Origin of the sequence: Fictibacillus nanhaiensis (assembly GCF_036213205.1) — a bacterium.
In the GTDB taxonomy this organism is placed as follows: Bacteria; Bacillota; Bacilli; order Bacillales; family Fictibacillaceae; genus Fictibacillus; species Fictibacillus nanhaiensis_E.
The window spans coordinates 171128-185361 of record NZ_JARMFC010000020.1 but is presented as its reverse complement, the minus strand read 5'-3'; the positions used below and the strand labels follow the sequence as shown (position 1 = coordinate 185361).

At 37.4% G+C, this 14234-nt stretch carries 13 protein-coding genes; 2 read left to right on the top strand and 11 right to left on the bottom strand.

The window, feature by feature from the left end; translation table 11 throughout:
• Window positions 1–51: 51 nt before the first annotated feature.
• The 9 genes from P4V41_RS18125 to P4V41_RS18085 all read right to left on the bottom strand — a co-directional run bounded on the left by P4V41_RS18125 (window position 52) and on the right by P4V41_RS18085 (window position 7904).
• Window positions 52–1998 carry an LTA synthase family protein gene (locus P4V41_RS18125; RefSeq protein ID WP_328086594.1) on the bottom strand — a complete coding sequence of 649 codons (1947 nt, stop codon included), beginning with the start codon at window positions 1996–1998 and terminating at the stop codon, window positions 52–54.
• Between the two features lie 223 nt (window positions 1999–2221).
• On the bottom strand, window positions 2222–3679 hold the full coding sequence (locus P4V41_RS18120; RefSeq protein WP_328086593.1) for a protein adenylyltransferase SelO: 1458 nt from the start codon (window positions 3677–3679) through the stop codon (window positions 2222–2224).
• Between the two features lie 135 nt (window positions 3680–3814).
• On the bottom strand, window positions 3815–4066 hold the full coding sequence (locus P4V41_RS18115) for a hypothetical protein (RefSeq protein ID WP_328086592.1): 252 nt from the start codon (window positions 4064–4066) through the stop codon (window positions 3815–3817).
• A gap of 77 nt (window positions 4067–4143) precedes the next feature.
• Window positions 4144–4860, bottom strand: a complete 717-nt coding sequence (locus P4V41_RS18110) for an alpha/beta hydrolase (protein WP_328086591.1) — start codon at window positions 4858–4860, stop codon at window positions 4144–4146.
• Between the two features lie 63 nt (window positions 4861–4923).
• Complete coding sequence (locus P4V41_RS18105) at window positions 4924–5193, bottom strand: hypothetical protein (RefSeq protein WP_328086590.1); 270 nt, start codon at window positions 5191–5193, stop codon at window positions 4924–4926.
• Window positions 5194–5205: 12 nt separating this feature from the next.
• The gene (locus P4V41_RS18100; RefSeq protein ID WP_328086588.1) at window positions 5206–5700 is read right to left on the bottom strand and encodes a hypothetical protein; all 495 of its coding nucleotides are present in this window, start codon (window positions 5698–5700) and stop codon (window positions 5206–5208) included.
• Between the two features lie 143 nt (window positions 5701–5843).
• Window positions 5844–6308: a GNAT family N-acetyltransferase gene (locus P4V41_RS18095; RefSeq protein ID WP_328086587.1), complete on the bottom strand. Its 465-nt coding sequence runs from the start codon at window positions 6306–6308 to the stop codon at window positions 5844–5846.
• A 212-nt stretch (window positions 6309–6520) separates the two neighbouring features.
• Window positions 6521–7285, bottom strand: a complete 765-nt coding sequence (locus tag P4V41_RS18090) for an SDR family oxidoreductase (RefSeq protein ID WP_328086586.1) — start codon at window positions 7283–7285, stop codon at window positions 6521–6523.
• A gap of 130 nt (window positions 7286–7415) precedes the next feature.
• The gene (locus P4V41_RS18085) at window positions 7416–7904 is read right to left on the bottom strand and encodes a DinB family protein (RefSeq protein WP_328086585.1); all 489 of its coding nucleotides are present in this window, start codon (window positions 7902–7904) and stop codon (window positions 7416–7418) included.
• 185 nt (window positions 7905–8089) lie between these two features.
• Here P4V41_RS18085 and P4V41_RS18080 point away from each other — a divergent pair, with 185 nt between their 5' ends.
• Entirely contained in the window at window positions 8090–9718 is a 1629-nt protein-coding gene (locus P4V41_RS18080; RefSeq protein WP_328086584.1) for a sensor domain-containing diguanylate cyclase, read from the top strand.
• A gap of 60 nt (window positions 9719–9778) precedes the next feature.
• On the opposite strand, the gene P4V41_RS18075 is transcribed toward P4V41_RS18080, so the two are convergent.
• Both P4V41_RS18075 and P4V41_RS18070 read right to left on the bottom strand, forming a co-directional pair.
• On the bottom strand, window positions 9779–11248 hold the full coding sequence (locus P4V41_RS18075) for an aldehyde dehydrogenase family protein (RefSeq protein ID WP_328086608.1): 1470 nt from the start codon (window positions 11246–11248) through the stop codon (window positions 9779–9781).
• 375 nt (window positions 11249–11623) lie between these two features.
• On the bottom strand, window positions 11624–13144 hold the full coding sequence (locus tag P4V41_RS18070; protein WP_328086583.1) for a DHA2 family efflux MFS transporter permease subunit: 1521 nt from the start codon (window positions 13142–13144) through the stop codon (window positions 11624–11626).
• 157 nt (window positions 13145–13301) lie between these two features.
• On the opposite strand from P4V41_RS18070, the gene P4V41_RS18065 reads away from it, so the two are divergent.
• The gene (locus P4V41_RS18065; protein ID WP_328086582.1) at window positions 13302–14177 is read left to right on the top strand and encodes a TetR/AcrR family transcriptional regulator; all 876 of its coding nucleotides are present in this window, start codon (window positions 13302–13304) and stop codon (window positions 14175–14177) included.
• The last annotated feature ends 57 nt before the right edge of the window (window positions 14178–14234 follow it).

Here is a 14234-nt window from a genome sequence, read left to right as displayed (position 1 = left end):
GGGTTTGTCTACGTTCTGAGCCGTCCATATAATCTGGACGGCTATTTTGTGTTATTTATTTGTTCCACTTTTAGGTTTTTCTTCTTCTTTAACGTTGTAATCATATTTCGAAGGATCAACTTTCTTGAATCCTTTAACTTTATGGAATCGAAGCAAATCACCGTATACGGTACGGTCAGATAGATCCAATTTCGTCTCTGCTTCTTTTTCGATGGCTTTAATTTCTTTTGTCTCTTTAACGGGCTCTCCTGTTTTAGAGTCGTAATATTTGCCATCAATTCCGGTTACAGTTGGTGAAACAAAGTCACCGTTACGCAACGGAAGAACTTGATCATGATTTTCAGACAACAAATCAGTACCGAACTGGATGTGCTTTTTTGTATCCATCCCTAACAAGTGCATAAGCGTTGGACGAATGTCGATCTGCCCTCCAACTTTATCAATGGTTCCACCCTTTAATCCTGGGGCATGGATGAATAAAGGTACTTTCTGTAGTTGCGTGTTCTCATAAGGTGTAATCTCTTTTCCAAGTACTTTAGCCATTGATTTATTACGTGTTTCAGCGATTCCATAATGGTCACCATACATAACGACCATCGTGTTATCATATAGTCCAGCTTCTTTTAAGTCAGTAAAGAACTGTTGAAGTGCTTCATCCATATATCTAGCCGTTTGGAAATAACGATCTACCGTCCCGTCACCTGTCGTATGAGGTTCAATCGTTGCTTCCTCTTCGGTGATCGGATAAGGGAAATGGTTAGATAAAGTAATGAATTTAGAATAGAACGGCTGCTTCAACGTTTTTAGCATCGGCATAGATTCTTCAAAGAACGGCTTATCTTTAAGACCATAGTTCTCTACATCTTCCTCGTTCATATCATAATGTTCTGCATCAAAGAACTTTTGGTAACCAAAGCGTTTATAGATCACATCACGATTCCAGAACGACTTGTAGTTACCATGGAATACAGCTGTTGAATAGCCTTGTTGTTCCATAATGGCTGGTGCAGCTTGATATGTGTTTTCACCTTTTGTTGTGAAGGCTGTTCCTTGTGGTAAACCATACAACGAATTCTCGATCATAAACTCAGCATCAGCTGTCTTACCTTGTGATGTTTGATGATAAAAGTTATTGAAATACAACGTGTTTTTATCTTTTGTTAATGAGTTTAAGAAAGGCGTTACTTCTTGTCCGTTCAATTTGTAATTAATCGCAAAATTTTGCAGTGATTCTAAGTGTAGGTAGATGACGTTCATACCTTTTGCTTTTCCGAAATATTCCGGATTCGGTTCAGCATAATTGGCCTTCACATAGTTTTCCACTTCTGTGACATCATCTGTATCCGCAAGAGCACGCTGAGCGGAAGATTTCGAGCTCAGAACCGCATCATATAACGTGTAATTATACATTCCTAGATATTTTACAATGTAGTTTCTGTCAAATGTTCTAGTTAATAACTGCGGTCGATCCATTTCCGCTAATAATAAGTTCGCTGATAATGCGATAACTGCTGCCAGACCCACTGTTAAAATATTTTTCCGCTTTACTTTAATTGGTTCAGGATTAATTTTCTTTGTTAAAACTAATACTAATAATACAACGATATCTACGAAGAACAGGATATCATACGGATTGAACAGAGCTCCGATACTGTTTCCAATTGTTCCTGCATTCTTTGTCTGCGTTAAAGTAGGCAACGTAATAAAGTCTGTGAAAAAGCGATAGTAAATCATGTTAGCGAACAACATGAAAGTCATCACAGCATTAATGATGATCATCCATACGTATGATTTTCTACCCTTCGCAAATAAGGCAAAGCCCAAGAATAAGAGTGCTGATCCAATAGGGTTAATAAACAATATAAACTCTTGAAACCAACCTTGGACTCCTAAGTTAAATTCTATTTTATAAGCGGCATAAGATTTTATCCATACTAAAGCGACAGTAAGAAGGAAAAAACCCATATGTTTGTTCAGTATGTTCTTTTGGTTTATCATTCTCTCACCTCTAAAGTTTCAGTAACCAATCTACCATTCTAGTTTATTTTCACTGTTATTTCAATACCATTTCAGAAAACAATATAAAAAATAGTACACCTTATTAACTAAAAAGTCAACGAAACATACTTTCCTGCTTTCCCATGGGATATTATGGGTATCAGAAAAAGCTACTCATCTGAGCAGCTTTTTAGTAATTAATTTCTTTAAACTTTTTATGTGATCACGTACCACAAAACGTTCGGTAAGGTCCTTCTGTTTCGGGTGGTAGCTGATTATATTCTTCTTGATCAGGAGAGTGCTTGTAAGGTGTTGATAAAACATGAAGTAGTCTTTCCATCACGCTGTAGTCACCTTTTCCAGCTGCATAAAGAGCTTCTTCCACCCTATGATTTCTAGGAATTACCCCGGGATTGCAGTTACGCATCAACTGCAAGGATTCTTCCTTAGACTTTGGCTGTCTTGCTTGTCTTTCTTCCCATTTATTAAACCAAGTCTTAAAATCCTCTGCTTCAAATAAATCAGAGCATTCCTTTTTACCTAGCGTTAAAGAACGGAATGTATTTGTATAGTCAGCTTTATAGGTAGCCATGAGTGAAAGTAGTTCTTCAATAAGAGATTGATCTTCTTTCTCTTCATTATATAATCCAAGCTTTGATCGCATTCCTCTAAAATAGTTTGCATGATACAAATCAGAGAATCCATATAGAACTTCTTGTGCCAATTCAACTGCCTTTTCTTGATCATCATGTAAGAGTGGCAATAGCGTTTCAGCGAATCGAGCGAGATTCCAGCCTGCAATTCGAGGCTGATTGCCGTAGGCATAGCGGCCTTCTCTATCGATTGAACTAAAAACAGTCAGTGGATCATATTTGTCCATAAATGCACACGGACCATAATCAATCGTTTCTCCGCTGATTGTCATATTATCGGTGTTCATAACGCCGTGGATGAAACCTACTTGCTGCCACTTCGAAATTAAATACGCCTGCTGTTCGATCACTTTCTTGAGCAAGCTTAAATATTGATTATCGTCATTCTCAACCTCAGGATAGTGACGCTTCAAACTATAATTTGCTAACTCTTTTAATTCATTAAGTGTTCCCCATTTTGAAGCGAATTCAAACGTACCCACTCGTAGATGACTTGACGCTACACGTGTCATGATTGCTCCTGGAAGAGCCGTTTCGCGCATGATTGATTCACCAGTTTTCACAACCGCAAGACTTCGAGTCGTTGGAATGCCTAAAGCGTGCATCGCTTCACTCACAATATATTCACGAAGCATCGGACCAAGAGCTGCCCGTCCGTCTCCTCCTCTAGAATAGGGAGTTCTTCCTGAACCTTTTAGTTGAATGTCATAACGTTTCCCATCAGGAGTGATCTGCTCTCCCACCATTAATGCTCGTCCATCACCTAACATATTAAAATACCCAAACTGATGTCCTGCATAAGCTTGCGCTAAAGAAGTTCCACCCTTCGGAAGCTCGTTGCCTGCAAATACGTTTACAGCATCTTCATTTCGAAGGAAATTTACGTTCAACCCAAGAGAAGTTGCCACCATTTCATTGAGCACAACTAACTTTGGCGATTCTACTGGATTTGTATTTATTATTGAAAAGAATTTATCTGGCAGTTGAATATAACTGTTTTCTAAGTTCCAACCTGTTTTTATCGTCATGAGAAAAACACCTTCTTTTATATGATTAAATCCATATTCTCTTAATTCCACCTTAACATAAGGTTTGATCTTATAATAAAAAACCAGTCACAAAAAGCTCGGAAAATCCGAGCTTTGTTTATATATTTTCATTCCTTAAGCACTTAGTTTTGTCATAATAGCTGATGGATTAGAGGTGAACAAAATATAAGTTTGTTTTTTTGTCTGAATGACGACCCGATCTGTCGTGCCATAAGGAATACCGATACGGATAGCTTCCTTTTCGTCTCCACCATATGTATCGTCTAAGCCCACTTTAACAATATCATTAGCAGGAATTTCAACTCTCAATAGCTGCCATCGAATAATAAAGTGGTTATCTACCTTTTTTACACTAACCTCAATCATTGCTCTCCACCCCTAATTTTCGTCTTACATTTTATTACGTTTTAGGAGATGGAAAGTTTCGGTAATGAGCAGTATATCTAGCTTATCCTATTTTTATTTAGGAAAACCCCTAAAATTTTTGAATATATTTCTGGTTGTTCTGAATGAACCAAATGAGCTGCAAAAGGAATGATAGATACGCGAACGTGTTTATTTAACTTCGGATAGATAATAGCCCCTTTCGTCTCATTAACGTTCCCCTCACCGACTACAAATAAAATGGGCAGATTCATCATCTTTAATTCACTTGTTTCTTTAAAAGGATACCAATCTACATTTCTACCCATATAAATAAATTGCTTCCACCCCTCACCATGAAGGCTATTAAAATAATTAGTTACTTCCTGGTTTTCTAATATCTTTGATTGTTGTTCTACATCTCTTTGATGTGCTTCTAACCAGTTAGAAGGCTTTTCTGGTAAAACACCTGAAATTGTTAATGACTGAACTTTATGGGGATAATTTTGTGAAAAAATCAAACCAACTAATGCACCTAGTGAACAACCAACTATGTGCGCTTTTTTTATTTGTAAATGTTCCATTGTATCTAGTAGGTCAGTTGTAGAGTCTTGAAAAAAATTAGAAAAATCATTTGTATAAGATTTTCCATGACCTCTCAAATCAGGTTTATAAACTTTAAAGTCGTGCTTAAAATATTCACTTTGATATTCAAAATCTGTACTACCTGTTTGTAAACCTGTGTGCAGGAAAATCATTGGTTCCCCTGCTCCTATAACTTCTGTATGTAAGATCATTTAGTCCTCCATAATTTAATATTTACATATAATTATATGTAACACGTTTTAACAGCTTCCTAATTAATTACCAAATCCACCGTTACGCCATGCTAATCCGACCATTTCCATCAGCAAAAGAGGAACCGCAAGAATGATTGATACAGTTATGGCCAAAGCTCGAAAACCGAGGTTCTTAGGAGAGCGAAATGCAAAATACATAGCAGTGAGCACTCCTCCCCACACGATCAACCGCCAGTATCCGAAAGCAATGGCATAGGTGTGTATAAGTAAAAAGAACGCGACAGTAGAAGCACTTACAAGTAATGAAATCGAACTAAATTTTCCTCTCAAACCATTCCACTCCTAGTAGTCCATCGAATTTGCTGATTTCAATAGATCCTCCATCTTAAATTCAGAACCCATTAACATCATCCCATAATATACATCATCTTTACTCCAACGAATGGCTTTAACGTCAGATGATTCAGCTTCAATAACAACCTCAGTTCCATCTTGCAATTTTGTTGTCTTCTTCTCACCTTCATCATTAAAAGTTGCGTTTTTATTTTGAAACGTGGTTACATGAAGGACGGAACCTTTTTCATTACCATAAATAAATTCAGTATGTAAGATATCCCCTTTTGGATCTCCCGCAGGTTCTGCTGCATATGTTAATTGGACGTCTTTTGGCTGAAAAGGAAGCTTTTCTGGAGTTGCCATCTTTTGTTGCACATCTTTTGGCAACCGCTCCATCTCTTTCTTCACATTTGGATAATTCATCTTAAGCTTCTCGACAGCTCCTTGATCACTGCAAGCTGCCAAGATAATTAAAAGTAACAAGCTTAGTATTTTCTTCATACAATCACCTCTTACATTTCAATATTCTCTTTTTGGGATATAATTCCTGTTTCAGAAGAAGCTGCCCTTTCGAAATATACAAAAAAGCTTAGAGTTAAACTAACCCTAAGCCTAAGCCATTCCCTAGTTTTATAAAGAATTTTTTATAGAACCAATTCCATTGATATTCTCGTGTTTTTATACCCTAGCTTCTTATACAACTGAAAAGCGACTTCATTCTTTCCAAAAACACTTAACCCAATGGACTCTATACCTAATGGCTTTAACACACTTTGAAGTTTTTCTAACGTTTTCTTTCCGTATCCTTTTCTTCTATAGAGATCGTCTATGAAAATATGATACACATAGGCTTGATTCATCTCCGGTATTAATCCATACCATAGAATGCCTACTTTTTCACGGGTCTCGGAATCTTCAATGTTGTATAAAAACTGATCTTCCGTTAACAACCCATCTTTCCAGAGATCATTCATCATCATTTCTGATTCTTCTAAGGCTGACTGTAGCGTTAGGTTGAAGTTCTTAGTGATTTCATATGCGTAATCAGAAATCATGAATGCCACATACTCATCAAATTCTTGCTCGGTTACTCGGTTTAAATGTATCATGTTATCTCTCCATTCTACTTTTCGTTAAATTAGAAGGAAGTAAACAAAGATATCATTCATAAACAGTCGGTAAAAAATGCATTACTTCATGAATAAACACCTTTATTTACTCATGAGACCATGTTACACAATTTGTATGGGACATTCTTATATGCTCCTTTAGCTTTTATCATTGGATAGAGTTAATTTTAACATAAAAATCCAAAAATGATTTAGTCCATAATTGAACCGCACGTTACATTGATAATCGCACCTGTTATGGCACTCGCTCGATCAGAAGCAACAAACACCGCTGCATCAGCAACTTCTTTTAACTTTGGAAGACGCCCAAGCGCTGTTCCTTCCTTCATATAAGCTCTAACCTCAGGAGCGTCTGGTTTCCATGTTTCTGGTATAGCATCTGACCTTAAAGATACAACTCGAATGCCTTTTGAACCGAGCTCACCGGCTAAGCTGCGTGTATATCCTTCAATGGCTGAACAAGCGGTAGCGAAACCTCCCGTAAAATGATAGGTGCGGTCTCTGCCTGACAATGCTGCAGATGAAGCAGAAAGATTTACGATCACTCCCGAATTCTGCTTTATCATATGCTTTGCTGCTGCAGTACTTGTGAGAAAATGAGTTTGGACACCAGTCAAAATAGGAGTCATAAAGTCTTCTCGTGACATTTTAGTGAGGGGCGTTCCTTGAAGATCTCCTCGTATTCCTATTGCGTTAAAGGAAATATCTATCTTACCAGCATGCTGTACGATTCGATTCAGATGTCCTTCTATTTCATTTTGATTAAGAGCATCTACTTTTGTTACTTTCGCTGTGCCTCCAGCATTTGTTATGTCATTTGCTACAATTTGAAGAGAATCCATAGATCTTCCAGCCAGAAAAACAGAAGCTCCTTCTTCTGCAAAAGCGCGGGCAACAGCACCGCCAATTGCACCACCCGCTCCATAAACGACTGCGATTTTGTTTTTCAACAACATCTTCAGTCCTCCTTTTTTCATCCTTTCAATCAGTATTGCACCTAATCCAAAGCTTTCATTCTTGTTATCTTCTTAACGTTCAATAAAAAAAGTACATTCTCCTGTCTTGAAGAATGTACTGAGGTTAGGTTTAAAGACTTAACTTTTCTTTCACTTCTTTAATTTGAAGAATATGCCGTTGTTCATGATAGGCCACAAATGGAATCCATTGTTTTAAACTTATATCACCAAAAATTGGATGGGGAAAGCCTTTTGCTTCTAAGTCCTTGTCATCAGCAGTATTCTCGATATTTAGTAAATGTTGATGAGTTGCAGCCAATTTCATTTTTAGCTCTTCAATAGATGCAAATTCTGAAGTTGGCACTGCAAATTCTGGAGCATCTACTTTAATATCTCTGTTAATCGTTGCTTCAATCGGCTTCTTGTCTGCGTTTACCACTTTACCATTTTGAAGTTGATGTTTAATGTTTTTAGCAATACCGCCTTCCATTAAATATAAATGTTCTAGAATTTGTTTTATAGACCACTCATTCTCTGAAGGTTTTCGATTTAGATTCTCGTCATTTAATCCTTCAACTTCTGTAAACAAATCTTGGCGTATCTTATCATTAATCAGCATTTCTTCATCACCTTTAATGTATATGACTTGTCCTCGTAGTGTAGCATAATCAGCAGCTATAATTCCCGTTTAAGAACTTTAACTCATCGTTTATTTAATTGACTCCTAATCATTTCTATACTTGTTTCCGATATAACAAATAGTTCTTTTTGAAATAATTTTAATTGTTATAGGAGTCCATTTCTATGTCTATCAAAATTCAAACTTATTTTTCCGTTACCATCTCATTGATCATATTAACCACGTCGTTATTTCTTAGCGTAATTATCAGTGATAAATCCAGCGAATTATTAGAAAAAGAAATAGGTAATTCTCTAGCTTCTTCAGCTTTTCAACTATCTCACAATCTTGATTCTTTCATGTGGTCCAGATACCAGGAACTACAAGTTTTAAGTGAACAGGAAGTTCTGAAAAACCCAAGGAGAATAAATGAAGCACAATTTCTGATCGATCAGCTTCAAAATAAAATTCCATCCTTCTCTTGGGTTGGTATAACGAATCAGAAAGGAATCATTCAAGCTTCTACAAAGAAACTGCTTATCAAACAAGATATATCTGCTCGTCCCGTTTTTCAAAAAGCAACTGAACAACCTTTTATCGGTGATGTTCATGATGCGCTTTTGTTATCCAAGCTGATTCCAACTAAGGATGGTTCACCCCTACAATTAGTTGATATCAGTACACCTTTAACAGATAACAAAGGTGTGTTCCAAGGTGTGTTAGCCGCCCATCTCAGCTGGGAGTGGTCTAAAGAAGTGGAAGCCGCGATTCTAAAGCCTATAAAAGAGCAGAAAAAAGATGTAGAAGTATACATAATAAGTAAAGAAGGTACAGTGCTACTAGGTAATAAAAATGATTTAGGGAAAAAACTAAAGATAGGTGATCTCGATAATAAAGGAAAGAAAAATGAGTGGAATTTTGTTCGTTGGCCAGATGGAAATGAGTATGTAACAGGCTATGCATTTGGGGACGGATATCAAAATTATCCCGGACTAGGCTGGACGGTTGTCATTCGTCAATCAGAACAAGCGGCTTATGCATCCGTCCAATTTCTGCAAACGTTTATTTTAGTCTGCGGTATTATGATTTCTCTACTTATGGCTGTTATTGGATGGTTTATCACAAAGCGAGTTTCTCGTCCTCTTTTTGACTTGGCTATCTCTGCTGACAAGTTGAAAGATGGTGAGATTGTAGAGATTCCTTTGTTGCGCGGAATCAAAGATATAGAAGTTCTAAGCTCTTCGTTTAGGAGCTTAATTTCATCGCTGAAGCAAACAGAAAAACAGTTAGATAAGATGGAAAACATGGCACATACGGACTTTCTGACAAGTATGCCGAATCGGTTAGCTCTTTTAGAGTACATGAATTCAGTTCGCTTTGATTCTTCTAATGGCAGCTATGGCGTGCTTTATATAGATTTGGATGGTTTTAAATCAATCAATGATACACACGGACATCATGCAGGAGATCTACTATTAATAGAGGTAGGTAAGCGGATCCTTGATGCATTAATAAAAAAGGAACATTTCGCAGCCCGTTTAGGCGGAGATGAATTTGTAGTTGTTCTTCCCATTCAGGAAAAATATCTGAATGAGATAACCGAGATCTCACAGCTCCTCATAGACAATCTTAACCGACCATTTCTTATCCAGGATCATTCTATCAACATTGGGTGTAGCATGGGATCAGCTGAGTGGATAGCTCAGGACGTATCGCCACAAACGATACTTGAGTATGCAGATGAGGCATTATACGTTTCAAAGAATACGGGGAAAAATAAGTTGAGTTTTTACCCATATCGAAAAACATCATAAGATTACTTCACATAAAGAAAGCATCCGAATAAAGCATCCGGATGCTTTTTGTGTACTTATTTATTTTAATTGGCTAATGAAAGGTCCATAATTTCTTGGAGTGCGTTGCACAGATAACCATTTTAGAGTAGTGAATTCTTCCAACACCCATTCACCATTAAAACGGCCGAGTCCTGAATCTTTTTCTCCACCAAATGGCATATGAGGTTCATCATTAACAGATTGGTCATTGATGTGAATCATACCTGTATGAATGTCATGAGCTATGTTTGTGGCATGTTCAATGTTTTTAGAGTGAACAGCCCCACTTAGTCCGTACGGATAAGCATTTGCCATTTGAACAACGTCTTCATCTTTTTCAAACGGAATAAGAATAGCTACAGGTCCGAAGATCTCATTCTTCGCTAATGGCATTTCATTATTCACATCTGTTATTACGGTTGGTTCTAACACATTTCCATTTGCATCTCCACCAATACAAATCTTCGCACCTTGTGAAACACTCGATTCGATATCTTTTAAAATTCGATCTACTTGGTCTCTATTAATTAACGGACCAACGTGCGTATCTTTTTTAGATGGATCGCCAAATTTCAGATTTTTTGCTCGTTGTACAAAGGTTTCTGCAAATTCTTCATAAATGTCTTGGTGAACAAAGATACGATTGATTGCCATACAAATTTGCCCTTGGTGATAGAACTTTCCAAACAGCGCTGAATCTACCGCTTGATCAATATCTGCTTCTTTTAAGGCAATAAATACGTTATTACCGCCTAATTCAAGAGCGGATTTCTTTAAGTTCTTACCAGCAAGTTCACCAATGTGTCTCCCGACTTCCGTTGAACCTGTAAACGAGATAAGACGAGGAGTTGGATGTGTGACGATCTCATCTCCAATTTCTGAACCACGCCCTACGATTACGTTAATCAGACCTTTTGGAAGACCAGCCGCTTCAAAGATACTCGCAAATATCAATCCTCCAGTAACTGGCGTGTCTGTAGCTGGTTTAATTACGACAGCATTTCCTGTCGCAATGGCAGGTGCGATGGATCTAATCGCCAGATGAAACGGGAAATTCCAAGGACTAATAATTCCAATTACACCTAACGGATTACGGTACACTCTATTTTCCTTCCCTGCTGTTTGAGAAGGAAGAATTTTTCCTTCCATTCGATAAGGGTATGTTGTAGATTCTTTTAAAATATTGATAGAAGCTCGAAATTCTGAGATAGCTTTCATATAAGTTGAGCCTGACTCTTTGATGATCCAATCAATAATAAGCTCTTCATTCTCTTGCATAACGTCAGCAACTTTTTCTAGAACGGCACGCTTGTTTTGCGGAAGTTCGTTTGCCCATTCAGCTTGAGCAATTCTAGCAGCTTCATAAGCCTCGTCCAAGTCTTCTTTCGTTCCTGCTTTAATAGTTACAAGCTCTTCTCCAGTGAATGGATTTGTGTTTTTCATAAAGCTATTGCTGCTACCATTTCTCCACTCTCCGTTAATATATATATTTGAAAAATCAGTGTTCATTTTGCTCATTTCATTAACACTCCTTTTACTTACAAAAGATTAGTTAAGACCTTACTCCTACTTTTAAGCGATGTAAATCAATCTGCTTATTACTTTACCCAACTACTCATAGGTACTACACATGAATTGTGGATCATAAGTGTTTACGGTACGTGTTTTTATATTTGTTACACGTTCGCCGATAAATGGAGTGTAATCACCTAAGAATTAATTGTGAGCACCGGTAAACACTTCACATTCACTGATAATTTGATCCTATTCACCTGAGATCAAGGCACCTCCACTTGAGCATTTACTGATCATTGTTGCAAAAAGAAAAACCGACACTAGATTAGGTATCAATCGTACCTATAGTGTCGGTTTTATAAAAATATTTTAAGCAGTAACTGATTTTGTTGATGTTTTGTTTTCTTTTTCAATTTTATTCACTGCTTCTGCACTCGTATCTACTCGTTTCACAAAAAAGGCTAAGACTAGAGCAACAATATTTATTCCGAATGCTACAAAGAATGAATATTGAATACCAGACAGAAGCGCTTGCTGTGTTAGTGCAGCTGTTGAAGCTTCAGTGATCGTTGCTGGATCAACGCCACTCATCAAGCTTTCTGCCTCTGTTTTCGTAACAGTGTTCATAATCGTAACAAGGATTGCTGTTCCGATAGAACCTGATACTTGCTGTGCCGTATTGTTAACGGCTGTACCGTGGGGGTTCAAACTCGTTGGAAGCTGGTTGAGACCATTTGTCATGATCGGCATCATAACCATCGATAATCCAAACATACGCATTGAGTAGATCATGATGATATAAGAATAAGCAGAATCAGCTTGAAGATGAGCGAGCATATATGTCGAGACTGCTGTGATAGAAAGTCCAACTACCGCTAAAGCTCGTGGTCCGAATTTATCAAAAAGCTTACCTGTAATAGGTGACATGATCCCCATAATGATTGCTCCAGGCAACATCATAAGCCCTGAATCAAGTGGCGATATTCCACGAACACTTTGCACGTATGCAGGTGTTAAAATCATACCTGAGAACATAGCCACTGCATTAACAATCGCGATCACAGAAGCAAGTGCAAACATTGGATACTTATACACCCTAATGTTCAACAATGGTTCATCTAACTTTAATTGTCGCAGGATGAAGATAACTAATGCAATACCACCTATAATTAGTGTGGACAGAACAACCGTATCTGTCCAGCCATCAGAACTTGCCGTACTACATCCGTATAAAATTCCTCCAAAACCGATACTAGACAAAACAAGAGAAAGATAATCCAATGAAACATTTTTGTTCTGCTTCATTACATTTTCAAGCTTCCATACTGCAAATAATAAACTGAGAATAGCAAGCGGCAAAATCATTTCAAAAAGTAGACGCCAGTCGTAATATTCTACGATGTACCCCGATAATGTGGGACCAATTGCAGGTGCTGTAATCATAACTAATCCGAAAATCCCCATTGCAATGCCTCGTTTTTCACGTGGAAAACTAACGAGCATTACATTCATTAGGATCGGTCCCATAACAGATGAACCTACTGCCTGCACCATACGTCCTGTTAATAACACACCAAAATTAGGGGCAAAAGCGGATAACGCTGTACCAATGGTGAAGATGGCCATTGCTGTAATAAATAACATTCGATTTGAAAATCGAGTGATTAAAAATGCCGAAGCGGGTATTAAAACACCGCTCACGAGCATGAAACCGGTGACAAGCCACTGAACGGTCGAATAATCTTTAACGTTTAAATCCACCATGATGGTCGGTAATGCTACGTTCAGCAATGAATTATTTAAGAAAGCTACGAACGCTCCAACGAACAAGATTGCAAGCATCAGATAGGGCGGTTTTTTATGTTGTAAAGTGGAATCTGTATTCCCCATGTCATTTCTCCTCTGTATTAAAATAATTACTTAACTTTATTAAGTTTATACCCTTAGTATAAAAATATCAACACTTTTGTACCCGGGGTCTAAAAACGTTGTATTTCAATGTGAAGAAATTTATACTAGGCATAAGGGTTGGACATAGGAGGAACGGATGAATAACAAGAAAAGAAAAGTTGCTGATATCGCTCTGAAGCTATTTATCGAAAAGGGGATTCAGCAGACCTCTATACAGGAAATTATTGAAAAAGCAAAAATTTCAAAGGGTACGTTCTATAATTACTTCTCATCAAAGAGCGATTGTATCGCAGACATTTTAGAATTTCTTCGTTATGACGCCAGTCAACAACGAATAGCTGTTCAGATAGGAAAAGATACGGGTGATCGTAATGTTTTCATTGAACAAATTGTGATCATTATGCGACTAAATCAGGAACGTAACCTTTCGCCACTTTTTGAAGCGATATTATCTTCCAATGAAGCTGACCTAAAAAAACTCGTTATGCAGCATCGATTGTACGAGATGGAATGGCTTTCGAACCGTTTTATTGAGATCTTAGGTGATGAAGTTCGTGATCATGTGTTTGATGCAACTATCATTTTCTTCGGCATGATGCATCATATGTTATTTATGATGCGAATAACAAATACGACATACTCATTAGAGCATGTCGTTGATACACTTTTGTCGTATATTGAGTTAATTGTACAGAAGATGCTGTTGAACGAAACGGTTCTCATCCCTCATTCTGCTATTGATTTATTGCGAACAAACGCGAATAAAAAACAAGTTAAAATAGATGATATTCTATCACTCGCTGATCAACTACAGCAGAATTATTTATTTAATGAAGATCAGCAAGACCTTTTTGATGCCATTTTAAGCGAACTTAAACGAGATCGTATTCGAAAGACTGTTCTTCAGCCCTTACTAAAACCATTTCAAAAATGTACAGCGGAATCACCAATTTCTTCCCAAGCCCAAACTTTTACTAACTTGGTATGGTACTTTTTAAGAAATATACATTGAAGAAGAAGGCTGTTCGGTTTATTTCATTGGAACAGACAAAGAGCCAAGCTATTGCAT